23 protein-coding genes are annotated in these 20,809 nt (G+C 61.3%); 12 read left to right on the plus strand and 11 right to left on the minus strand.

Features of this window, described 5'->3' with window-relative positions; all coding sequences use genetic code 11:
* Window positions 1–8: 8 nt before the first annotated feature.
* Window positions 9–2,021 (plus strand): M3 family metallopeptidase, encoded by a 2,013-nt coding sequence (locus DMZ65_RS08000; protein WP_116598368.1) that lies wholly within the window; start codon window positions 9–11, stop codon window positions 2,019–2,021.
* A 153-nt stretch (window positions 2,022–2,174) separates the two neighbouring features.
* Window positions 2,175–2,840, plus strand: a complete 666-nt coding sequence (locus tag DMZ65_RS08005) for a DUF2161 domain-containing phosphodiesterase (protein ID WP_116598437.1) — start codon at window positions 2,175–2,177, stop codon at window positions 2,838–2,840.
* Between the two features lie 10 nt (window positions 2,841–2,850).
* Here DMZ65_RS08005 and DMZ65_RS08010 read toward each other — a convergent pair whose 3' ends face one another.
* The gene (locus tag DMZ65_RS08010; protein WP_116598369.1) at window positions 2,851–3,795 is read right to left on the minus strand and encodes a DMT family transporter; all 945 of its coding nucleotides are present in this window, start codon (window positions 3,793–3,795) and stop codon (window positions 2,851–2,853) included.
* Between the two features lie 268 nt (window positions 3,796–4,063).
* Here DMZ65_RS08010 and DMZ65_RS08015 point away from each other — a divergent pair, with 268 nt between their 5' ends.
* The 4 genes from DMZ65_RS08015 to DMZ65_RS08030 all read left to right on the plus strand — a co-directional run bounded on the left by DMZ65_RS08015 (window position 4,064) and on the right by DMZ65_RS08030 (window position 7,457).
* Window positions 4,064–4,375, plus strand: coding sequence for a co-chaperone GroES (locus tag DMZ65_RS08015; protein WP_116598370.1), 312 nt, complete (start codon window positions 4,064–4,066; stop codon window positions 4,373–4,375).
* A gap of 57 nt (window positions 4,376–4,432) precedes the next feature.
* Window positions 4,433–6,079, plus strand: a complete 1,647-nt coding sequence (gene groL / locus DMZ65_RS08020) for a chaperonin GroEL (protein WP_116598371.1) — start codon at window positions 4,433–4,435, stop codon at window positions 6,077–6,079.
* A gap of 183 nt (window positions 6,080–6,262) precedes the next feature.
* Entirely contained in the window at window positions 6,263–6,904 is a 642-nt protein-coding gene (locus DMZ65_RS08025) for a phage tail protein (RefSeq protein WP_232824927.1), read from the plus strand.
* A gap of 70 nt (window positions 6,905–6,974) precedes the next feature.
* Window positions 6,975–7,457 (plus strand): GNAT family N-acetyltransferase, encoded by a 483-nt coding sequence (locus DMZ65_RS08030; protein ID WP_232824928.1) that lies wholly within the window; start codon window positions 6,975–6,977, stop codon window positions 7,455–7,457.
* Between the two features lie 4 nt (window positions 7,458–7,461).
* Here DMZ65_RS08030 and DMZ65_RS08035 read toward each other — a convergent pair whose 3' ends face one another.
* Window positions 7,462–7,899, minus strand: coding sequence for an NUDIX domain-containing protein (locus DMZ65_RS08035; protein ID WP_116598373.1), 438 nt, complete (start codon window positions 7,897–7,899; stop codon window positions 7,462–7,464).
* A 62-nt stretch (window positions 7,900–7,961) separates the two neighbouring features.
* Here DMZ65_RS08035 and DMZ65_RS08040 point away from each other — a divergent pair, with 62 nt between their 5' ends.
* Both DMZ65_RS08040 and DMZ65_RS08045 read left to right on the plus strand, forming a co-directional pair.
* Entirely contained in the window at window positions 7,962–8,741 is a 780-nt protein-coding gene (locus DMZ65_RS08040) for an alpha/beta fold hydrolase (RefSeq protein WP_116598374.1), read from the plus strand.
* Window positions 8,710–9,876: an alpha-D-ribose 1-methylphosphonate 5-triphosphate diphosphatase gene (locus DMZ65_RS08045; protein WP_116598439.1), complete on the plus strand. Its 1,167-nt coding sequence runs from the start codon at window positions 8,710–8,712 to the stop codon at window positions 9,874–9,876. The genes DMZ65_RS08040 and DMZ65_RS08045 overlap by 32 nt, the downstream gene beginning before the upstream one ends.
* 93 nt (window positions 9,877–9,969) lie before the next feature.
* Here DMZ65_RS08045 and DMZ65_RS08050 read toward each other — a convergent pair whose 3' ends face one another.
* The 3 genes from DMZ65_RS08050 to DMZ65_RS08060 all read right to left on the minus strand — a co-directional run bounded on the left by DMZ65_RS08050 (window position 9,970) and on the right by DMZ65_RS08060 (window position 11,903).
* Complete coding sequence (locus DMZ65_RS08050) at window positions 9,970–11,040, minus strand: 5-(carboxyamino)imidazole ribonucleotide synthase (protein ID WP_116598375.1); 1,071 nt, start codon at window positions 11,038–11,040, stop codon at window positions 9,970–9,972.
* 79 nt (window positions 11,041–11,119) lie between these two features.
* Entirely contained in the window at window positions 11,120–11,617 is a 498-nt protein-coding gene (purE, locus tag DMZ65_RS08055) for a 5-(carboxyamino)imidazole ribonucleotide mutase (protein ID WP_116598376.1), read from the minus strand.
* A 61-nt stretch (window positions 11,618–11,678) separates the two neighbouring features.
* Window positions 11,679–11,903 (minus strand): YdcH family protein, encoded by a 225-nt coding sequence (locus tag DMZ65_RS08060; RefSeq protein WP_116598440.1) that lies wholly within the window; start codon window positions 11,901–11,903, stop codon window positions 11,679–11,681.
* 156 nt (window positions 11,904–12,059) lie between these two features.
* Between DMZ65_RS08060 and DMZ65_RS08065 the strand changes: the two genes are divergently transcribed.
* Both DMZ65_RS08065 and DMZ65_RS08070 read left to right on the plus strand, forming a co-directional pair.
* Window positions 12,060–12,473 (plus strand): Hsp20 family protein, encoded by a 414-nt coding sequence (locus DMZ65_RS08065; RefSeq protein WP_116598377.1) that lies wholly within the window; start codon window positions 12,060–12,062, stop codon window positions 12,471–12,473.
* Between the two features lie 4 nt (window positions 12,474–12,477).
* Window positions 12,478–12,705: a DUF1150 family protein gene (locus DMZ65_RS08070; RefSeq protein ID WP_116598378.1), complete on the plus strand. Its 228-nt coding sequence runs from the start codon at window positions 12,478–12,480 to the stop codon at window positions 12,703–12,705.
* Between the two features lie 536 nt (window positions 12,706–13,241).
* On the opposite strand, the gene DMZ65_RS08075 is transcribed toward DMZ65_RS08070, so the two are convergent.
* Window positions 13,242–14,954, minus strand: a complete 1,713-nt coding sequence (locus DMZ65_RS08075; RefSeq protein ID WP_116598379.1) for a bifunctional sulfate adenylyltransferase/adenylylsulfate kinase — start codon at window positions 14,952–14,954, stop codon at window positions 13,242–13,244.
* A 209-nt stretch (window positions 14,955–15,163) separates the two neighbouring features.
* Window positions 15,164–16,135, minus strand: a complete 972-nt coding sequence (gene trxB, locus DMZ65_RS08080) for a thioredoxin-disulfide reductase (protein WP_116598380.1) — start codon at window positions 16,133–16,135, stop codon at window positions 15,164–15,166.
* A 218-nt stretch (window positions 16,136–16,353) separates the two neighbouring features.
* Between trxB and DMZ65_RS08085 the strand changes: the two genes are divergently transcribed.
* The gene (locus DMZ65_RS08085) at window positions 16,354–16,854 is read left to right on the plus strand and encodes an Lrp/AsnC family transcriptional regulator (protein WP_116598381.1); all 501 of its coding nucleotides are present in this window, start codon (window positions 16,354–16,356) and stop codon (window positions 16,852–16,854) included.
* Window positions 16,855–16,905: 51 nt separating this feature from the next.
* On the opposite strand, the gene pgeF is transcribed toward DMZ65_RS08085, so the two are convergent.
* From pgeF to lgt, 3 genes are read right to left on the minus strand one after another with little or no spacing between them, the layout of a single operon-like run.
* The gene (gene pgeF, locus DMZ65_RS08090) at window positions 16,906–17,661 is read right to left on the minus strand and encodes a peptidoglycan editing factor PgeF (protein WP_116598382.1); all 756 of its coding nucleotides are present in this window, start codon (window positions 17,659–17,661) and stop codon (window positions 16,906–16,908) included.
* Entirely contained in the window at window positions 17,658–18,719 is a 1,062-nt protein-coding gene (locus DMZ65_RS08095) for a class I SAM-dependent methyltransferase (RefSeq protein ID WP_232824929.1), read from the minus strand. Before DMZ65_RS08095 ends, pgeF begins: the two co-directional genes overlap by 4 nt.
* On the minus strand, window positions 18,716–19,612 hold the full coding sequence (gene lgt / locus DMZ65_RS08100; protein WP_116598383.1) for a prolipoprotein diacylglyceryl transferase: 897 nt from the start codon (window positions 19,610–19,612) through the stop codon (window positions 18,716–18,718). The genes DMZ65_RS08095 and lgt overlap by 4 nt, the downstream gene beginning before the upstream one ends.
* 96 nt (window positions 19,613–19,708) lie before the next feature.
* Between lgt and DMZ65_RS08105 the strand changes: the two genes are divergently transcribed.
* The gene (locus DMZ65_RS08105) at window positions 19,709–19,960 is read left to right on the plus strand and encodes an accessory factor UbiK family protein (protein ID WP_116598384.1); all 252 of its coding nucleotides are present in this window, start codon (window positions 19,709–19,711) and stop codon (window positions 19,958–19,960) included.
* A gap of 19 nt (window positions 19,961–19,979) precedes the next feature.
* Here DMZ65_RS08105 and DMZ65_RS08110 read toward each other — a convergent pair whose 3' ends face one another.
* Complete coding sequence (locus DMZ65_RS08110) at window positions 19,980–20,633, minus strand: TetR family transcriptional regulator C-terminal domain-containing protein (RefSeq protein WP_116598385.1); 654 nt, start codon at window positions 20,631–20,633, stop codon at window positions 19,980–19,982.
* Window positions 20,634–20,809 lie beyond the last annotated feature (176 nt).

Consider the following 20,809-nt stretch of genomic DNA (forward strand, 5'->3'; position numbering starts at 1 on the left):
AGACCCTGATGACAAACCCGCTTTTGCAGGACTGGACCACGCCCTTTGGTCTGCCACCTTTCGATCAGATTGACGACGAGGATTTCGCGCCCGCGCTGGATGTCACGTTGGCCCGCCATATGGACGAAATTCATGCGATCGCCGATAATGCCGACGCGCCGACATTTGCCAACACGATAGAGGCGCTGGAAGGCGCGGGGAAGGATCTGGACAAGGTCCTGTCGCCCTTCTTTGCACTGGCAGGTGCCGACAGCACGCCGCGCCGTCAGGAATTGCAGCGCGAATTTACGCCCAAACTGTCCGCGCATAGTTCGGCGATCTATGCAAACCGGGCGCTGTTTGATCGGATCCGTCAGTTATGGAGCGCACGCGAGACGCTGAATCTGTCTGCGGAAGAGGCGCGTGTGCTGATGCTGGCCCATCGCGGCTTTGTTCGCGCCGGTGCCGCGCTGGATGGCGACGAGGCAGAGCGGATGACCGCGATCAAGGCGCGGCTGGCCGAACTTGGCACCAGTTTTACCCAAAACCTGCTGGCGGATGAGGCGGGCTGGACGATGGTGCTTGCCGAAGACGACCTGGAGGGTTTGCCTGATTTTGTGCGTGCGACGGCGCGGGCCGCCGGCGAGGAACAAGGTGCGGATGGCCCGGTGATCACGCTCAGCCGGTCGCTGATCGTGCCCTTCCTGCAATTCTCGTCACGCCGTGATCTGCGCGAGAAAGCCTGGCGGGCCTGGGTCTCGCGTGGTGCCAATGGCGGCGAGACCGACAACCGTCAGATTGCCGGCGAAGTGTTGGCCTTGCGTGAAGAACGCGCCAAGCTGTTGGGCTATGACAGTTTTGCCGCCTACAAGCTGGAAACCGAAATGGCGGGCAGCCCAGACCGGGTACGCGACCTGCTGATGGCCGTCTGGGAGCCCGCCCGCGCGCGGGCCGAGGCAGACGCGCAGGTTCTGTCGGACATGATGCATGCGGACGGCACGAATGGCGATCTGGAACCGTGGGATTGGCGGTACTATTCCGAGAAGCGCCGCCGGGTCGAGCATGATCTGGATGAGGCGGCGCTGAAACCTTATCTGCAACTCGACCGGATGATTGAAGCGGCCTTTGACTGCGCAAGCCGCCTGTTCGGGCTGGAGTTTCGCGCGCTCGATGCGCCGCTCTACCACCCGGATTGTCGCGCGTGGGAAGTCACGCGCGGGGGCGAGCATCTGGCCGTGTTCATCGGGGACTATTTCGCGCGGGCGTCAAAGCGGTCCGGCGCGTGGTGCTCTGCGATGCGGATGCAGGCAAAGCGGCCCGAGACGCGCAGCCCGATCGTGATCAACGTGTGCAATTTTGCCAAATCCGATCCGGCATTGCTGTCCTATGATGATGCGCGCACCTTGTTCCATGAATTCGGCCATGCGTTGCACCAGATCCTGTCGGATGTGGAGTTTGGCTCTGTCGCGGGCACGTCCGTGGCGCGCGATTTTGTCGAGCTGCCGAGCCAGCTATACGAACACTGGCTGGAGGTTCCGGAAGTGCTGGAACGCTTTGCCACCCATGTCGAAACCGGCGAGCCGATGCCACGCGACATGCTGGACCGGGTGCTGGGTGCCGCCACTTATGACATGGGTTTTCAGACTGTCGAATATGTCGCCTCGGCGATGGTCGATCTGGATTTCCACGATGGCACGGCCCCTGCGGACCCGATGCAGGCGCAGGCAGAGAGTTTGGAGCGGCTGGGTCTGCCCCATGCCATCGCGATGCGCCACGCCACGCCGCATTTCGCGCATGTCTTTGCCGGGGACGGCTATTCCAGCGGTTATTACAGCTACATGTGGTCCGAGGTTATGGATGCCGATGCCTTTGCCGCCTTTGAAGAGGCGGGCGGTGCGTTTGACGCGGACACTGCGCAGCGGCTGGAAAAACATATTCTGTCCGCTGGCGGCTCGGCCGAGGCAGAGGATCTGTACAAGGCATTTCGCGGCAGGATGCCAGGGGTCGAGGCGCTTCTCAAGGGGCGCGGCCTCGCTGCCTGATATTGCGGGGAACGTGGTGGCGGTGGCATTGGTACTGCGCGCAGCCTCTATGGACATGCATTGCACTTCTAACCGCTGCCGTAATTGCGGCGCGGAATGGGGGGCGCGGTGGTGCGCTCTGGACAAGGCGGGCCGCGCGGGCATGATCGCGCAATGAACCGTGAAAGCGATTTATATCCGCCCGTGAAGGCGCTGCTGGAACGTCAGGGCTATGATGTCAAGGGCGAGGTCGGCGCCGCCGATCTGGTGGCGCGCCGCGGCGACGATCCGCCGGTGATCGTGGAGTTGAAGCTGCGCTTTGCGCTGACGCTGTTCCATCAGGCGGTGCGACGGCTTTCGATAACCGAGGCGGTGTATATCGCGGTGCCCAAGCCCACCGGCAAGACCGCCCGGCGGATGCTGAAGGACAACCTGTCGCTCTGCCGCAGGCTGGGCTTGGGGCTGATGACGGTGCGCGCGGATGGCCGGGTCGAGGTGCATTGCGATCCCGGTCCTTTCGCGCCGCGCCGCAACCGCAAGGCGCAAACCCGGTTGCTGCGCGAATTCGACAGGCTGGAGGGCGATCCCAACGAAGGGGGTGCCACGCGGCACGGCATCGTTACCGGCTACCGGCAGGACGCGCTGCGCTGTGCCGGCTATCTGGCGCAGGCCGGTGCCAGTCGCGGACGCGATGTGGCGGCGGCGACCAATGTCGCGGCGGCCACGCGGATCATGCGTGAAAACCACTATGGCTGGTTCGAGAAGATCAACACCGGCGTCTATGCCCTGACGGATCAAGGGCGCGAGGGGCTGGTCCACTGGGCCTATAGTTGGGACTAGAAGGGCAGGCCTAGTCCTCGCGTGCCGGCAGTTTGTTTTTGCGTTCCTTCTGGCGCGCGCGCAGCCTTTCGCGGCTAAGCGTGAAAAGGCCCGAAGCGACGATGATGGCGCAGCCGATCAGGGTCCATTGGTCCGGCAAATCACCGAACACGAAATAACCGTAAAGCGTGGCCCAGATGATCAGTGAATATTGCAACGGGGCGACAACAACGGCTTGGGCCATCTCAAGCGCGCGGATGATCAGCAATTCGCCAATGGCTGCGGCAATCGCAATTGCGATCAGATAGGCTATCACCCGTGGATCGGACGGTGTGATCCAGACAAACGGCATGGCCAGCGAAATCAACACGGTCGCCGAGATGGAGGTGTAGGCGACGGTTGTCGCAATGCCGTCTTCCCCGGACAACATCCGCGACAGAATTTGCCGGGTGGCAAAGCACAAAGCGGCAAGGACAATGAAAAAGATTGCCGGGTCAAATACGCCAAACCCCGGACGGATCACGATCAGCATCCCCAGAAAGCCGGTCGCCACGGCCAGCCAGCGACGTATGCCGACGGGTTCTTTCAACACCAGTGCCCCTGCGACGGTTACGACAAACGGGGCGATGAAGGTCACGGCGGTCGCGTCCGCTAGCGGCACCTTGCTGACGCCGAAGATGAACAGGGTTGCAGAGACGGCCGCGAGTGTGCCGCGCGAAATCTGTATGCCGGGATGCGCCGTCCGCAGTATTTTGGGGCCTTTGATGCATAGCAGGACCAGCACGCCCAGAAACAACCCGATCAGGCGGAACCAGACAATCTGGCCCGGATGCAGCGATTCCGTCAGCAGCTTGGCCAGCAGATCGGTGCCGGCAAAGGCAAAAAAGCCCAAGGCCATGAGGATGATGCCGCGCGTATTGTCGGACGGCGCAGGACTGCGCTGCGCCCGAAGGGGGGCAGAGGGATGAATTGCCATATCGGAACCTTGTGCGAATCTTCCCGGCAAGCGGGGCGTGGCCATCCAATCACGAAACCGCGCGCATTGCACGGCACCCCCGCGGATTTGAGGCAGGAGCCTTCTGGCGAAGATCGTTTCTGCAACAATTCTGGAACCCGCCCGTTGACACGGCCCTGCGACTTGCCTACCTAAGCGTCGTTAGCACTCGACTGATGTGAGTGATAACGATCCTGCCGGATGCCACCGGAGGGTCTGAGGAAACTTAAGAGCCAGGGAGCTTCTTGCAATGGCATTCAAACCGCTTCATGACCGTGTGCTGGTCCGCCGTGTAGAAAGCGACGAAAAAACCAAGGGTGGCCTGATCATTCCAGACAGTGCCAAGGAAAAGCCCGCTGAAGGTATCGTCGTTGCTTGTGGCGAAGGCGCACGCAAGGATTCAGGCGAACTGATCGACATGGCCGTTTCGGCCGGCGACAAGATCCTGTTCGGCAAATGGTCGGGCACCGAGGTCACCGTAGATGGCGAAGAACTTCTTATCATGAAGGAAAGCGACATTCTCGGGATCATCGAGGACGACGCAGCCGCCAAGGCCGCCTGATCCTCCGCGATCAACCCCATCTCCAGAAATTTACGGAAACCTGAGGAGTAATCCCGAATGTCCGCTAAAGACGTCAAATTCGAAACAGACGCCCGCAATCGCATGCTTAAAGGCGTCAACATCCTGGCCGATGCGGTCAAGGTGACGCTCGGCCCCAAGGGTCGTAACGTTGTGATCGACAAATCCTTCGGCGCACCGCGCATCACGAAGGACGGTGTCACTGTCGCCAAGGAAATCGAACTGGAAGACAAGTTCGAAAACATGGGCGCGCAGATGGTCAAGGAAGTGGCCAGCCGCACCAATGACGAGGCCGGCGACGGCACAACCACCGCGACGGTTCTGGCTCAGGCCATCGTCAAGGAAGGTCTGAAATCGGTTGCCGCTGGCATGAACCCGATGGACCTGAAGCGCGGCATCGATCTGGCAACCTCCAAGGTTGTTGAAGGGATCAAAGCAGCGTCCCGTCCGGTAAACGACAGCGCCGAAGTCGCGCAGGTCGGCACCATCTCTGCCAACGGCGAAGCTGAAATCGGTCGTCAGATCGCAGACGCGATGCAGAAAGTCGGCAACGAGGGTGTTATCACCGTCGAGGAAAACAAAGGTCTGGAAACAGAGACCGATGTTGTCGAAGGCATGCAGTTCGACCGCGGCTACCTCAGCCCCTACTTCGTCACCAACTCCGACAAGATGATTGCAGATCTCGAAGACTGCATGATCCTGCTGCACGAGAAGAAACTGTCGTCGCTTCAGCCGATGGTTCCGCTGCTCGAGCAGGTGATCCAGTCGCAGAAGCCGCTGCTGATCATTGCAGAAGACGTCGAAGGCGAAGCGCTGGCGACCCTCGTGGTCAACAAGCTGCGCGGTGGCCTGAAGATTGCTGCTGTCAAGGCACCGGGCTTCGGTGATCGTCGCAAGGCCATGCTGCAGGACATCGCGATCCTGACAGGCGGTCAGGTGATCTCGGAAGATCTGGGCATGAAGCTGGAATCCGTGACCATGGACATGCTTGGCACCGCCAAGAAAGTCTCGATCACCAAGGATGAGACCACCATCGTTGACGGTGCAGGCGAGAAGGCCGAGATCGAAGCGCGCGTCGCTCAGATCCGTAACCAGATCGAAGAAACCACCAGCGATTACGACCGTGAGAAGCTGCAGGAACGTGTTGCGAAGCTCGCAGGCGGTGTTGCGGTTATCCGCGTCGGTGGCATGACCGAGGTTGAAGTCAAAGAGCGTAAGGACCGTGTCGATGACGCGCTGAACGCAACCCGCGCTGCCGTTCAAGAAGGCATCGTGGTTGGCGGTGGCGTCAGCCTGATCCAGGCGGCGAAGACGCTTGCAGGCCTGACCGGTGAAAATGCCGACCAGAACGCCGGTATCACCATCGTGCGTCGCGCGCTGGAAGCGCCAATGCGCCAGATCGCGCAGAACGCGGGTGTCGACGGATCCGTTGTTGCTGGCAAGGTCCGCGAATCCGATGACCTGAAGTTTGGCTACAACGCGCAGACCGACGAATATGGCGACATGTTCAAGTTCGGCGTGATCGACCCGGCCAAAGTGGTCCGCACCGCGCTTGAGGACGCTGCCTCGATCGCCGGGCTGCTGATCACCACCGAGGCGATGGTTGCCGACAAGCCTTCGAAAGAAGGCGCAGGCGGTGCCGCCGGCGGCATGCCCGACATGGGCGGCATGGGCGGCATGATGTAATCTGCCCCTTTGGCAAGTTGATTGGGGGTCGCCTTCGGGCGGCCCCCTTTTTGTTTCTGCAGGATACGTCGAGCCTTTGATTGACTAAACGTCAACTTTATCCTTTTCGCGGCGCGTTATTTCATCTTATGGTTGTTGGGATTTGATTGATTACAATCAAATTTCGAACCATCAGGAGTGAAAATGTTGAAATCACTGGCAATTATTGCCGCCACAGCCGGAATAATGTTGACCACCGCGCCGGGATCGGCGCTCGCAGGTCCGGACCCCTATATTGGGGATATCGTCATGGTCGGAGAAAATTACTGCCCGCGCGGATGGGCTGAAACCAACGGACAGCTGATGCCGATCTCTCAGTATTCGGCGCTGTTTTCGTTATTGGGCACGACCTATGGGGGCGATGGACGCACCACATTCGCCCTGCCGAACCTGCAATCGCGGGTCGTGGTCGGCATGGGGCAGGGCGCTGGTCTGTCCAACATCCGTCAGGGTCAGGTGGGCGGCGTCGAGACAGTGACGATCACGCAGGCACAACTGCCGAACCACACCCATACGGCGACCAGCACGGGTTCGACGGTGCTGAATGCGACCAATGAAGGCGCAACCGAACAAAGCCCCGAAGGCGCAATCCTTGCCGAGGGCAGCGGGGCCAATTACGATAGCGGTGCCGCAGTCGATGCCACGTTGCGCAGCGATGCGGCGACCACGACCGTCAGCACGACGATCGGGGCAACCGGCGGAAGTCAGCCCATGACCGTGGTGCAGCCGTATATCGGGATGAAGTTCTGCATCGCCATCACGGGTGCGTATCCCAGCCGCTCGTGACGCTGAAGGAAACATGCAAATCGAAACGATGGGGCGCCCGGTGCGCCCCTTCTGACAGGAGAAACCTCTGGTGATCCGACGACCGGGATTCTTGCGCGAAATGCGCGGCACGGAACTGTCTCAGGTGGACCGTTTGCTGGAAAAGGCCTTCGGGCGACGCGATGAGGCTGATCTGGTCAAGAAACTGCGCAGTGATCGTGTGCTGGCAGGCGAACAGGTCTTGCCCTTCGAGGACCGCATTGCGGGCTACGCCGCCCTGTCGGAAATGCGCAGCCCGGATGGCTGGCTTTGTCTTGCCCCGGTTGCCATCGCGCCCGAGTTTCAGGGCTTTGGCCATGGCCGTCGCATGGTGGGTATTTTGGCCGAATGGGCGCGCAGGTCGGGCGTATTCCTTGTAGTTCTGGGCGAGCCGGAGTTTTACCGACGCTGCGGGTTTTCGTCAGAACGGGCCGCAGGTCTGACCGCACCTTATCCCGTATCGCACCTTCTATTGGCCGGGCCGGGAGACGATGCGCCGAAAGAGGTGCTGAAATATCCCCACGCTTTCGACTGAGCAGTCAGGTGGCCAGCGGTTCGATCGGATCATATAAGGGCAGCGAGGGCGGCCCGAATGCCACTTGTGCAAGGCTGTCGGGTTTATGTCGCAGGCCGGCCAGTTCGGTCTGTGTGACCCACAGACGCCGGTTCACCACGCCTTCGGGGTCGGTCCATGCACCGTGACGGTCGCCGGCAATAATCCGGCAGTGAAAGAACAGCTCTACCTGATGAAAGCCGCGCGCCTCGTCGTGATATTCGTTCAGCAGACAGACCGGCCCGACCTCGACGGTCAAGCCGCATTCCTCCCACACCTCGCGCGCAAGGTTTTCCGGCAAGGACTGGTGCATTTCCGCGCCGCCACCGGGGGCGCACCACAGGTCACTGTCTTTCCATGCGTTGACGATCAACAGCCGCGCATCCTCGACAATGACGGCGCGCAGGGCAAGACGTGGCGGCATAAGGATGCTCCGTGTGCGATTGCCCCTGTTGTAGGGCGGCCGGGCGGACTATCTCAAGGTGCATGCGGTGGTTTTTGCTCATTCTCTTTCTGCTTCCCGGCACGGCCCTGGCCGATTGCGTGGTGTTGCTGCACGGTCTGGCGCGGACGCAGGCCAGCCTGACGCCAATGGCGTGGAGCCTTGAGGCCGCAGGCTACCGCACCGTCAATCCCGGCTACGATTCCACGCATGAACCGCTGGAGCCGCTGATGCAGGAAACCCTGCCCGCCGCGGTCGCGGAATGCGGCGAGGACCGCGTGCATTTCGTGACCCATTCGATGGGCGGCATCCTGTTGCGCCTGTGGCTGGCAGAGGGCAACCGACCCGAAAACATGGGCCGCGTCGTGATGCTTGGCCCGCCAAACGCGGGCAGTGAGCTTGTCGACCATCTGCGCAGTCTGGCGGCTTTTGGATGGGTAAACGGCCCGGCGGGCGATCAGCTTGCCAGCGACGGGCCGGTGCCGGATCTGCCTCCCGTCGATGCCGATCTTGGTGTGATCGCGGGCAACCGGTCGCTGAACCCGATCTTTTCGCTGATGATCGACGGGGCGGATGACGGCAAGGTCTCTGTCGAGTCGACGCGCGTCGCGGGCATGGACGATTTCATCGTGCTTCCCGTCACGCACACATTCATGATGCAAAGCCCGCTGGTGATTGCGCAGGTTCTGGAATATCTGGGCACCGGCCATTTCAGGCCGGATATGGGATGGGCAGAGGTGCTGGATCGCAGCGGCCTGACCTGTGCCGTCAGGGGCTGTCAGGAGGATGATGATGACTCGATCGACTTTGGGCCCGGCCCTTGACCTGACGCTGACTGGCGCGCGCGTGCTGCGCCCTGATGGGTTCGATGGCGGCGCGCTTTCCGTGTCGGGTGGGGTGATTGCCGACGCGCCCGCAGGCCGGCAGGTGGATCTGTCGGATTGTCTGGTGCTGCCGGGGCTGATTGACGTGCATGGTGACGGGTTCGAACGGCATATGGCACCGCGGCGCGGGGCGCTGCGCGAGGCTGCAAACGGTGTGATTGCCACCGCGGCAGAGCTGGCGGTCAACGGGATCACCACCGGCGTGATGGCACAGTTCTTCAGTTGGGAAGGCGGGCTGCGCAGTCCGGAATTCGCCGCATCGGTGTTTGATGCCGTGGGGGCCGCGCGCCACAGTCTACCGATAGATCTGCACCTGCAATTGCGGTTGGAGACCCATATGATGGACGACTTCCCTCAGGTGCTGGACATGGTGGCTGCGCATGACATCTCCTACGTTGTGCTGAACGACCACCTGCCACACAAACGTCTGTCAGAGGGGCGCAAACCCCCGCGTCTGACCGGGCAGGCGCTGAAATCCGGCCGCTCGCCCGAAAAGCTGCTGGCCCTGATGCAGGGGTTGCATGCCCGAACCGCCGAGGTGCCAGAGGCCGTGGCGGCGCTATGCCAGACTTTGACGGCGCGCGGTGTCCGGCTGGGCAGCCATGACGACCACACGGCAAAGGCGCGTGCGAATTGGCGGGCCATGGGGGTCCATGTGTCCGAATTTCCCGAGACATCCGAGGCTGCCGTCGCCGCGCGGCAAGGTGGCGATGCGGTTGTGCTGGGCGCACCAAACGTGGTGCGTGGGGCCAGCCATGCGGGCAATGCCTCGGCCACGGAGCTGGTGCGCGAAGGGCTGTGCGATGCGCTGGCGTCGGATTACCACTACCCGGCGATGCGGCAGGCGGTCTGGCGGCTGGTCGATCAGGATATTCTGAGATTGGAGGACGCATGGGCGCTGGTGTCCAGCGGCCCCGCACGGGTGCTGGGCCTGACCGATCGCGGTGCGCTTGAAGACGGCAAGCGCGCCGATATTCTAGTGCTGGAAGCCGATACAAGGCGCGTGGGGGCCGTGATCAGCGGCGGACATATCGCCTATCTGACCGGCCGGATCGCGGCGCGTTTTCTGGCCTGATCCGTGCGGCTGGCTGCTGTGACTTTTCCGGCGATGCCAAAGGATATGTCGAAGAGCTGGCGATGCATGGTCGTGTGACGTCTGGAGTGAGGCCTAGGCCTTCTGAATACGGTTCACATGGCCCATCTTGCGGCCGGGTTTGACCTCGGCCTTGCCATAGAGGTGCAGCGCACAACCGGGTTCTGCGGCCAGATCGGGCACGCGGTCCATATCGTCGCCGATCAGATTTTCCATCACCACATCCGTGTGCCGCTGCCCGTCGCCAAGCGGCCAACCGGCGATGGCGCGGATGTGCTGCTCGAACTGGTCGATGGCACAGCCATTCTGTGTCCAATGACCTGAATTGTGCACACGCGGCGCGATTTCGTTCACGATCAACCCCTTGGGGGTCACGAACAGTTCCACCCCCAGGACGCCCACATAGTTCAACGCATTCAGAATCCGCGCAGCCAGCAGAACAGCGTCCGAGCGTTGCGCGGAACTGAGCCGCGCAGGCACGGTGGTGGTGCGCAGGATGCCGTCCTTATGCACATTCTCGCCCGGATCGAAGGCGGTAACAGAGCCGTCCAGCCCGCGCGCGGCAATCACCGACACTTCGTGGCTGAAATCCACAAACCCTTCGAGAATCGCTGGCGACCCGGCCATATCGGACAATGCCTGCGCGGCCTCTTGCGGGGCAGAGATCCGTGCCTGCCCCTTGCCGTCATAGCCGAAACGGCGGGTCTTCAGGATCGCGGGCATGCCGATTTGTGTCAGCGCGGCATCCAGATCTTCGGCCGTATCAACCGCTTTGTAAGGTGCGGTCGCGAGGCCCAGATCGCAAAGGAAATCTTTCTCTGTCAGGCGGTCCTGGCTGATGCGCAATGCCTCGCGGCCCGGAAAGACGGGGGTGATCGCCTCCAGCACGTCAAGCGCCTGGGTCGGGATATTCTCGAACTCATAGGTGATGACATCGACGCTGTCCGCAAAGGCGGTCAGGGCGGCGACATCTTCATAGGAGGCCGTGGTTACCGCATGCGCCACGTCGCCCGCTGGCGGGGTGGCACCCGGCTCGAAGATATGGGTGCGCAGGCCAAGCCGTGCCGCTGCGACTGACAGCATCCGACCCAGCTGGCCACCGCCCAGAATGCCGATGGTCGATCCTGTTGGAAGCGGGTTTGTCATGGTCGGAAACCTCCGGTCTGTCGTCTGGGCCTGTGTTCTTTCGCGGGTTACAGAACGCCGTGCAGGACCGCAAGCGGCGTCAGTCGTCGATTGGCACCTCGGGGATCGATGCGGACAGGGCATTGCGCCACTTGTCCAGCCTGTCTGCAAGAGCTGCGTCCTGAAGCGCCAGAATGCCCGCCGCCATCAGCCCGGCATTGGCCGCACCCGCCGCGCCAATGGCCATAGTGGCCACCGGAAACCCGCGCGGCATCTGGAGAATGGAATACAGGCTGTCGACGCCGGACAATGCGCGGGTCTGCACGGGCACGCCAATGACCGGCACACGCGTCTTGGACGCCATCATGCCGGGCAGATGCGCCGCCCCGCCAGCCCCCGCGATGATGACCTGAAGGCCACGATCCACGGCTGTCTTGCCATAGTCCCACAGGCGGTCCGGGGTGCGATGGGCAGAGACGATGCGCTTTTCATAGGGAACATCAAGCGCGTCCAGCATATCCGCAGCTTCCTTCATCGTGGGCCAGTCAGACTGGCTGCCCATGATGATGCCAACCCGGATCAAAGTGTCGTCGCCCATGCCGCCCTCCGCGAAATCAGAGCGCGCACTATAGCTGGATCGCATCTGGAGGCAACGATTGTCAGGCGATGATGTCGGGCAGCAACCGATCCTCAATCCGGGCGATCAGATCCTTCAGCCGCAGCTTCTTTTTCTTCAGCCTTTGCAAGGTAATCTGATCCGCCGTGCCACTTGTGGACAGGGCGCGGATTGCGTCGTCAAGATCGCGATGCTCGTGGCGGAAAACCTCCAGCTCCACACGCAGCACATCGTCATTCTTCATGGAGAGATCGGTGGGCGCGTTCATGGGATCATACCTGATAGATTGTTCGCCCCCAGGATACTGCCTTGCATTGCGTTTGGCAAAGGTCTTGCAAGCCTGCGAAGGGCAACCCATATTTGTGTTGCGGGGGTGCCTACAAGGGCCGCCGCAGCACTGTCGCTTGAGTGATAAGGACACGGCATGACGAAACTGACACTAGGCTCATACCCTCACATGTTGGGGTTCGAGCAGCTGGAGCGGGCGTTGGAACGCACCGCGAAATCCGGCAACGAAGGCTATCCGCCCTACAATATCGAACAAACGTCAGAATGCTCTTACAGAATCACCTTGGCCGTGGCCGGGTTCTCCGAGGGTGATCTGGCCATTACGGTCGAGGATCGGCAGCTCGTGATCCGTGGCAAGCAGGACGATGACGATGAGGGTCGCATCTTTTTGCACCGTGGCATCGCAGCGCGACAATTCCAGCGGTCCTTCGTTCTGGCCGAAGGGGTCGAAGTGGGCGACGCAATCATGGAAAACGGGCTTCTTCATGTCGATCTGGAACGATCGCGACCCGAGGCCGTTGTCCAGACAATTCAGATCAGGAAAGGCTGACGTCATGCATACTGAAATCGAACTCCCGAAGAAAATTGATGATCGCATCGTATATGTGCGTGCGGTCGATGTCTCTGAATTGCCCGAAGAGGTTCAGAATCAAGCGGTTGGGATAAAGCAGCTTTACGCCGTCCACAGCGCCGATGGTGAACGGCTGGCGTTGGTCAAGGATCGCGATATGGCCTTTATCCTGGCGCGTCAGAACGATCTGGCACCGGTGACGGTGCATTGATCCAGCACATCCAGACTCATTCAGGCTGATGAACCACCGGCCTTCATTGTGAGTAGTCGATAAAATGCGGCAAAAAGGGCCAGTCTTCATTCGGAAGATTGGCCCATCGCTCTTAAGAACGTCGCGCAGAAGAAGTGAACATAAGAGTCATTCTTCAAAACCGAAACGTCATTGGAAAGTTTCTCAAATCCGTTTCATTCGCGCCCAATGGGGACTGCAATTTTCTCTGTGCGCGTAAAATGGACTTCAAAACAATCGCGGCAGAAGAATGAAACGCAAAACCTACGAGCGTCACAGCTCCAGCGGCCGCGATGGGTATATTCAGAGAACTAAAAAAGGCAAATTCGGAAAACAAAAGAAGCCTGCTACGCCCCGGTGTCGTCGTGGCATCGCGCGTTTGAAGCTGTATTCCGCTTCCACCACCTTACCTTGGGTGGCAATCGCTTAGCCGTTCAAGCGAGACACGATTGCTTTATGGATCATGGGGCCGGACGCATCTGCACCCGGCCCCATGATCTTTTCATCAAAGCGCGATCTCAGCCTGCGATCAGGCCCATTGATTCCAGCTTCAGAATCACCTGATGCGCGCAGTTGTCGACATCGACGTTTTCCGTCTCGACGACCAGTTCGGCATTCTGAGGGACGTCATAGGGGTCAGAGATCCCGGTGAATTCCTTGATCTTGCCTTCGCGGGCCAGCTTGTACAGACCTTTGCGGTCGCGGCGTTCGCATTCCTCGATCGAGGTCGCCACATGGACCTCGATAAAGGCACCAAAGGCCTCGACGTCTTCGCGCACGGCACGGCGGGTCGCGGCATAGGGCGCGATCGGTGCACAGATGGCGATACCACCGTTCTTGGTGATCTCGGAGGCGACATAGCCGATGCGGCGGATGTTCAGATCGCGGTGCTCTTTCGAAAAGCCGAGTTCCGAGGACAGGTTTTTGCGAACGATGTCACCGTCCAGCAGCGTCACCGGACGGCCACCCATTTCCATCAGCTTGACCATAAGCGCGTTGGCGATGGTCGATTTGCCGGAGCCGGAGAAGCCGGTGAAGAACACGGTAAAGCCCTGCTTGGCGCGCGGCGGCTTGGTCCGGCGCAATTCCTTGACCACGTCGGGAAAGGAAAACCATTCGGGGATTTCCAGCCCTTCGGCCAAGCGACGGCGCAATTCGGTGCCCGAGATGTTGAGGATCGTGACCTTGTCCTTGTCCTCGATCTCATCCATCGGCTCGTATTGTGCGCGTTCCTGCACATAGACCATGTGTTTGAAATCGACCATCTCGACGCCGATATCGTCCTGATGTTTGCGGAACAGTTCCTGCGCATCATAGGGGCCGTAGAAATCCTCGCCCTGGCTGTTCTTGCCGGGCCCGGCATGATCGCGGCCAACGATGAAATGGGTGCAGCCGTGATTGGCGCGGATCAGGCCGTGCCAGACGGCCTCGCGCGGGCCGCCCATGCGCATGGCCAGGGGCAGCAACGACATGGTGGTGGTCGACGCAGGGTATTTGTCGAGCACCGCCTCGTAGCAGCGCACACGCGTGAAATGATCGACGTCGCCGGGTTTGGTCATGCCGACCGAGGGGTGGATCAACAGGTTGGCCTGCGCCTCTTTTGCGGCTCGGAAGGTCAGTTCCTGATGGGCGCGGTGCAGCGGGTTGCGGGTTTGGAAGGCGACAATCTTGCGCCAGCCCAGTTTGCGGAAATGGGCGCGCAACTCGTTGGGTGTGTCGCGGCGGCCGCGGAAATCATAGTGGACCGGCTGCTGGATGCCGGTGACGGGGCCACCCAGATAGACCTTGCCGGCAGTGTTGTGCAGGTAGTTCACGGCGGGGTGCGCGGAATCGTCGGCGCCGAAGACCTTCTCGGCCTCACGCGACTTGTCGGGGGTCCAGCGGTCGGTCACGGTCATGGTGCCCAGGATCACGCCTTCCTGGTCGCGCAGGGCAATATCCTGCCCCAGTTCGAGCGTTTCGGCAAATTTCTCGGACACGTCGAGCGTGATCGGCATCGGCCACAACGCGCCGCTGGCGAGACGCATGTTTTCAACGACACCGTTGTAATCTTCTTCGGTCAAAAAGCCCTTGAGCGGATTGAAGCCGCCGTTCATCAGCAGTTCCAGGTCACAGATCTGGCGCGGCGTCAGGTCATGCGACGTCAATTCGGCAGCTTCGTTTTTCAGCTTCTGAGCGCTGTCATAGGAAACATAAAGCTCCGGGATCGGTGCCAGATTCGACATGGTCATCTCTCTTATTCTCGTTTGAAACAATTCGCACAGGCGGGATCCGGAGGCCCCATCATCTTCGCGCGCCTTTAGACCCGTGATGCCCTTTGTATCAAGGGGTTCTCATGGGTTTTTAGCCCGTGGTGCGGAAATGCCGCGTTGCTCCGGGCGCATGGCTTGGTGCCGGTGGCCCGTCGGCAGGACGGGCTTGGCAAGGAAAAACCTTTCATTCAGGCCTCTTGCGGCACCGGTTCGACATCCGCTTCGTTTTCAGCCAGAAACTTTTCGGCATCCAGCGCGGCCATGCAGCCCATTCCGGCGCTGGTGACGGCCTGCCGGTATTTGTGATCGGTCAGGTCGCCTGCGGCGAACACGCCGGGGACACTGGTTTCGGTCGTTCCGGGTTTCACGCTGACATAGCCGCCATTGTGCATCTCCAGCACATCCTTGACCAACTCGTTGGCGGGCGCGTGGCCGATGGCGACAAACACACCCTTGGCGGGGATTTCGGTGATCTCGCCGGTCTTGACATGCTTGACTTTGATGGCCTCGACGCCCAGCGGGGTGTCCGTGCCAGTCACTTCCTCAAGCTGATGATCCCAGAGCGGGACAATCTTGGGGTTTTTCATCAAGCGGTCGATCAGGATCTTTTCGGCGCGTAATTCGTCGCGGCGGTGGACCAACGTCACCTTGGAGGCAAAATTGGTCAGGAAAAGCGCCTCTTCCACGGCGGTATTTCCGCCGCCGATGACCACGATTTCCTGGCCGCGATAGAAGAAGCCGTCACAGGTTGCACAGGCCGACACGCCAAAGCCTTTGAACTTTTCCTCGGACGGCAGACCAAGCCATTTCGCTCGTGCGCCTGTGGCAAGGATCACGGCGTCGGCGATATAGGTGTTGCCGCTGTCGCCCTTGGCCACAAAGGGCCGTTTGGACAGGTCGAGACTGGTGATGATGTCGCCGACAATCTCGCAGCCCATCGCCTTGGCATGCGCTTCCATGCGGACCATCAGGTCGGGGCCCTGCACCTCGGTGTCACCGGGCCAGTTTTCCACTTCAGTGGTGGTGGTCAACTGGCCGCCCGGCTCGATTCCCTGCACCAGAACCGGGTTGAGCATGGCGCGTGCAGCATAGACGCCGGCCGTATAGCCTGCCGGGCCGGAGCCGATGATGAGTACCTTGATATGGCGCGTGTCGGACATCGCGAAGCTTCCTTCGTGCAGATTTTGAGGGCTTGTCGGCCCGGTGTCGTGCTTGCATATAGAGATGAGACGCCAAGACGGAAACCCTTGCACCGTTCTGACGCCTGTAGAACTGCCCAAAATGCCGATCAGTTAATAATGTTGCGCAGTTGTGAAAGATTATTGCGCGTGCGACATTGGTGGTATAACAATCCGGCAGCTTTGGGAGAGCATGAAGGATGCGCGCTGTGCGGCTTGATCCAATTGATCGCAAAATCTTGTCAGAATTGCAGGCCGACGGTCGGATGACCAATGTCGAGTTGGCAAAGCGCGTCGGAATTTCCGCGCCCCCTTGCTTGCGGCGCGTCCGCACGCTGGAAGAGCAGGGATTTATCCGTGGCTATCATGCCGATATCGACCCGCGTGAACTGGGGTTCGAGGTGCAGGTTTTCGCCATGGTGGGGCTGCAAAGCCAGGCAGAGGCCGATCTGCGCGCCTTTGAGGACCGTTGCCGCGCCTGGCCGCTGGTCCGCGAATGTCACATGCTGAACGGCGAGGTGGATTTCATCCTAAAATGCGTGGCACCGGATCTGAGCACGTTTCAGACCTTTCTGACGGATCAGCTTCTGACCGCCACGAATGTCGGGTCCGTCAAGACATCGCTGGTGATCCGCGGTGCAAAGGATGAACCCGGCGTGCCTTTCGAGGTGCTGGAAGACCGGCTGAGTCGCAGCGCCTGAGCCACGACAGTGGGGCGCTGCGTGCGGTGGGCAACGCCGCCGCATTTCGTCTCAAAGCCGGATGGTTGAGATCAGCCGCCCGTAATCCGCTTCCTTGGCATGTGTCGCCCGCCGGTAGGAATAGAACCGGGCCGCGTCCGAATAGGTGCAATGCCGGGTCCATTCGGCATTTACGCCAGCGGCGCGCAACCGGTGCAGGCCAAAGCCGGTCAGATCAAAATGCAGCCGGTCCCCGTCGCCGTTGGCAAAGAAGCGCGCGTTTTGGGGATCCTCGTCGAGGAAATTGTCAAAGAACTCCGCCCCCACCTCATACGCGCGCTGGCTGATCGAGGGGCCGATGACGGCATGGATCTGCGCACGGCGTGCGCCCAGGGCTTCCATCGCGTCGACCGTTGCTTCCAGTACCCCGTCCAGCGCCCCGCGCCAACCGGCATGGGCCGCGCCGATCACACGGGCCTCATGATCGGCAAACAGAACCGGCTGACAGTCAGCCGTCAGAACCGCAAGCGCGATGCCGGGAGTGGCTGTCACCAGCGCGTCGGCCTTGGGGCGTGGATCGGTTTGGGGCGCGTCCACATGGACCACATCCGCCGAATGCACCTGATGCACAGAGGCAAGGTGGTCGGGGCTGACCTCCATCGCGGCTGCGACGCGGGCGCGGTTGATCGCCACGATTTCGGACTGGTCCGACGATCCGGGGCCGCAGTTCAGCCCGAAGAACACGCCGGACGATGCCCCGCCGCGGCGGGTAAAGAACCCGTGTCGCAGGGGGGCCAAACTATCGGCGGTGATGATTTCCAGTGTCATGCGTCCAGTCCCGGCGGCGGTGGAGCGGTCTGCGGGAAAAGCCCCAGCAGTTTGAACAGCGTCCCCATTTCCGAGGGGTGCGTCAACCGGCGATGTGCGGCGATATGCGACTCGCGTGCCGTACCGCTTAGCACTTCGGCCAATTGCTGCGCGCGGGCAGTGATTCCCAGCCGCTCAAGGAACACGCCCTGCGTGGTCAGCCTTGTGTGGGCAGAGGGCGTGGCGCGGGCCAGTGCCTCGAAATCCACATGCGCGGTCAGGTCAGCCTCGCCCGGCGCGGCCAGCGGATCAACCGAGGCATGCGCTTGCAGCGCCTGAAGCGTGTCGCCAAGGCTGCGCCAATCGCCATAATCCGCAATCAGTGCCGCGCCACCGTGATCGGCGATGCGTTGGCCGACGGTCTGGATGATCGTGGTGGCCGCGGGGCAATGCTCTACCAGATCGCCGTCTTTTGCGTCGTCCAACCGGTGCGCCAGCGCGCTGACGGGGGCGGGGGCCGCACTCCCGAATCGCAGCCCCTCATCGGATTGTCCGACCCGGCGTTCGCACCATGCAGCGCCATTGCGGACATATTGCCGGATGGGCAGGGCGTCGAAGAACTCGTTTGCCACCAGCCAGAGCGGCGCGTCGGGCAGATCCGCCGCGTTATCCAGCCATGTCGGCGCATGGCCAGCCAGCACCTCTGCCTGACGCGCGCGCAGCGTTGCGGACGCCTCGACAAGGTAGATCCCGGCGGCGTCGTGAAAGCCCGGCACGCGGGCCGTGGCGCGCAGAATGTCGGCCATCATTGTACCGCGGCCCGGCCCGAGTTCGGCCAAGGTGAAGGACGCAGGCGCACCCTGATCCAGCCAGCTTTGCGCAAGGCAGAGGCCGATCAATTCGCCGAACATCTGGCTGATCTCGGGGGCTGTCGTGAAATCGCCCCTGGCACCCAGCGGGTCGCGCGTGGCGTAATAGCCGTGGACGGGGTGCAGCAGGCTTTCGGCCATGAAATCCGCAACCGGGATTGGCCCTTCGGCGGCGATCCGCGTGCGCAAGATCCGCATCAGCGGGGTCACTTCGATACCATGCGCCGCTGCGTCCAGCCGATCAACGTCAACCCGATCAGGATCATCGGTAGTGACAAAAGCTGCCCCATCGTCAGCCCGTAGCCGTTGATTTCGACCGCCAGCCCCAGCGGATTGCCAAGTGCCACGAACTGCGCGTCAGGCTGCCGAAAGAACTCCACAAAGAACCGTGCGCAGCCATAGCCCGTCAGAAAATAACCGGTCAGCCGTCCGGGGACTTTGAAGGCACCGCGCCGCCAAGCCTGCCAGAGCAGGAAACCGCCCAGCAGCAGCCCCTCCAGCGCGGCCTCGTACAATTGTGACGGGTGCCGCGCGCAGAGTTGATCCAATGCCTGCCCGCAATCCTGTGCCGCAGCGCCGGGGAAGATCACCGCCCATGGCGCGTCGCTGGGGCGGCCCCAAAGCTCGGCATTCACGAAATTCGCCAGACGCCCGAAAAGCAGCCCCGGCGGCGTTGCCAAGGCCATGATGTCGGCCACGGACAGCACCGGCGCGCCGACCCGACGCGCGAACAGCAGGCCAGCCAGCGCCACTCCCAGCATTCCGCCATGAAAGGACATCCCCCCCTGCCAGACCATCAGGATCTCTGCCGGGTTCGAAAGGTAATAGGCGGGTTGATAGAACAGCACGAATCCCAATCGTCCGCCGAGGATAATGCCAAGGATGACCCAAGTGACCAGATCTTCCAGCTGTTTGGGCGACATCGGCGGCGTGTCGGTCCGCCAAAGCCCGGTGTTTCGCAAGGCGCGGGCGGCCAGCCACCACCCGACAAGGATGCCTGCAATATAGGCCAGCGCATACCAGCGCAGCGCAAATTCGACACCGAAAGCGGTGATCGAAAAGACCTCGGGCGAGAGGGGCGGGAAGGGGATGCCAGCGTTCATGTGCGTCTCTGTGCCTCTGTCCATCGGGGGAAGTCAACCTTGTGATATGCACTCTCGACGCCCATATAGAAGCTGGACCCAATGCCGGAGTGACACATGCAGACCCGCAACAAAGTATTCGACGACATCTCGCAGTTGATGACCAATGCGATGGGCGTGGCCCAGGGCGCACGGCAAGAGGCCGAGACCGCGATGAAATCGATGATGGACCGCTGGCTCGCGGATCGCGATTTTGTCACGCGCGAAGAATTTGATGCCGTGCGCGCGATGGCGCAAAAGGCCCGCGAAGAGAACGAGGCATTGTCCGCGCGGATTGCGGCGCTGGAATCTGCTGCGAAAGACGACTGACCACCGTCCGGGCGGCGCGTCAGGGTGTCCTGACGCTGTAACCCGGCGGCGTCAGCAGTTTGCGGAACAGCGCCTCGACATGGGCCTCTGCGCCTGCGCGAGTTTCTGCCTTGCGGGGCATCAGCACCTCTACCTGTGCTTCAAAATCCGCATAATGTTGCGTGACCGCCCAGATTGAAAAGATCAGGTGCCCCGGATCGACCGGGGCCAGCTTGCCGCGTTGCACCCAACTGGCAATCAACGCGCATTTCTCGTCAAACAGTGTTTTCAGCCCCGAGGCCAGATGCGGCCCCATCCTTGGTGCGCCTTGAATGATCTCATTGGCGAACAGACGGCTTTCGCGCGGGTAGGCATGGCTCATCGCCAGCTTGCGCGAAATATACCGCATCAATTCGTCCAGCGGCTCACCTTCCGGGTCCATCTCTTGCAGCGGTGCCAGCCATTCGGCCATCAGCGTGTTCAGCAAGTCGACATGGATCGCTGCCTTGCCATCGAAATAATAAAGGATGTTGGGCTTTGACAGCCCGGCCTCGGTCGCGATCTGATCCAGTGTCGCGCCGCGATACCCGTGCTGCGAGAACACATTCAGCGCTGCGTCCAGAATGCGCTTGCGGTTCCGTTTCTGGATCCGGCTGCGTTTGGGTGCTTCGGGCGGGGGCTTGCCGTCATCCATGCGGTTTTTCACCTGCTGATTAGTTGGGCAGTCTCTGTCCCGCGTGGATGGTTCCGTGCGGGGGGTGGAAGTCAATCCTTGACACAATTCGGTACCCTTGCAATCGTGCCTTTACCAATTGGTAAAAAACATGCGGCGCGGTGGCAAGCCTTAAGGCAGGATCTCTTGGCTTACCG

This window comes from Primorskyibacter marinus, from assembly GCF_003313245.1.
GTDB lineage: Bacteria > Pseudomonadota > Alphaproteobacteria > Rhodobacterales > Rhodobacteraceae > Primorskyibacter > Primorskyibacter marinus.

Coding starts and splice junctions, on each gene's coding strand:
- DMZ65_RS08065 (WP_116598377.1), top strand. CDS start 12,060: ATGACGAAACTGACACTAGGCTCATACCCTCACATGTTGGGGTTCGAG.
- DMZ65_RS08045 (WP_116598439.1), top strand. CDS start 8,710: ATGACTCGATCGACTTTGGGCCCGGCCCTTGACCTGACGCTGACTGGC.
- DMZ65_RS08110 (WP_116598385.1), bottom strand. CDS start 20,633: ATGGATGACGGCAAGCCCCCGCCCGAAGCACCCAAACGCAGCCGGATC.
- DMZ65_RS08070 (WP_116598378.1), top strand. CDS start 12,478: ATGCATACTGAAATCGAACTCCCGAAGAAAATTGATGATCGCATCGTA.
- groL (WP_116598371.1), top strand. CDS start 4,433: ATGTCCGCTAAAGACGTCAAATTCGAAACAGACGCCCGCAATCGCATG.
- DMZ65_RS08060 (WP_116598440.1), bottom strand. CDS start 11,903: ATGAACGCGCCCACCGATCTCTCCATGAAGAATGACGATGTGCTGCGT.
- DMZ65_RS08075 (WP_116598379.1), bottom strand. CDS start 14,954: ATGACCATGTCGAATCTGGCACCGATCCCGGAGCTTTATGTTTCCTAT.
- DMZ65_RS08040 (WP_116598374.1), top strand. CDS start 7,962: ATGCGGTGGTTTTTGCTCATTCTCTTTCTGCTTCCCGGCACGGCCCTG.
- pgeF (WP_116598382.1), bottom strand. CDS start 17,661: ATGACACTGGAAATCATCACCGCCGATAGTTTGGCCCCCCTGCGACAC.
- DMZ65_RS08035 (WP_116598373.1), bottom strand. CDS start 7,899: ATGCCGCCACGTCTTGCCCTGCGCGCCGTCATTGTCGAGGATGCGCGG.
- DMZ65_RS08010 (WP_116598369.1), bottom strand. CDS start 3,795: ATGGCAATTCATCCCTCTGCCCCCCTTCGGGCGCAGCGCAGTCCTGCG.
- trxB (WP_116598380.1), bottom strand. CDS start 16,135: ATGTCCGACACGCGCCATATCAAGGTACTCATCATCGGCTCCGGCCCG.
- purE (WP_116598376.1), bottom strand. CDS start 11,617: ATGGGCGACGACACTTTGATCCGGGTTGGCATCATCATGGGCAGCCAG.
- DMZ65_RS08085 (WP_116598381.1), top strand. CDS start 16,354: ATGCGCGCTGTGCGGCTTGATCCAATTGATCGCAAAATCTTGTCAGAA.
- lgt (WP_116598383.1), bottom strand. CDS start 19,612: ATGAACGCTGGCATCCCCTTCCCGCCCCTCTCGCCCGAGGTCTTTTCG.
- DMZ65_RS08000 (WP_116598368.1), top strand. CDS start 9: ATGACAAACCCGCTTTTGCAGGACTGGACCACGCCCTTTGGTCTGCCA.
- DMZ65_RS08025 (WP_232824927.1), top strand. CDS start 6,263: ATGTTGAAATCACTGGCAATTATTGCCGCCACAGCCGGAATAATGTTG.
- DMZ65_RS08015 (WP_116598370.1), top strand. CDS start 4,064: ATGGCATTCAAACCGCTTCATGACCGTGTGCTGGTCCGCCGTGTAGAA.
- DMZ65_RS08005 (WP_116598437.1), top strand. CDS start 2,175: ATGAACCGTGAAAGCGATTTATATCCGCCCGTGAAGGCGCTGCTGGAA.
- DMZ65_RS08105 (WP_116598384.1), top strand. CDS start 19,709: ATGCAGACCCGCAACAAAGTATTCGACGACATCTCGCAGTTGATGACC.
- DMZ65_RS08050 (WP_116598375.1), bottom strand. CDS start 11,040: ATGACAAACCCGCTTCCAACAGGATCGACCATCGGCATTCTGGGCGGT.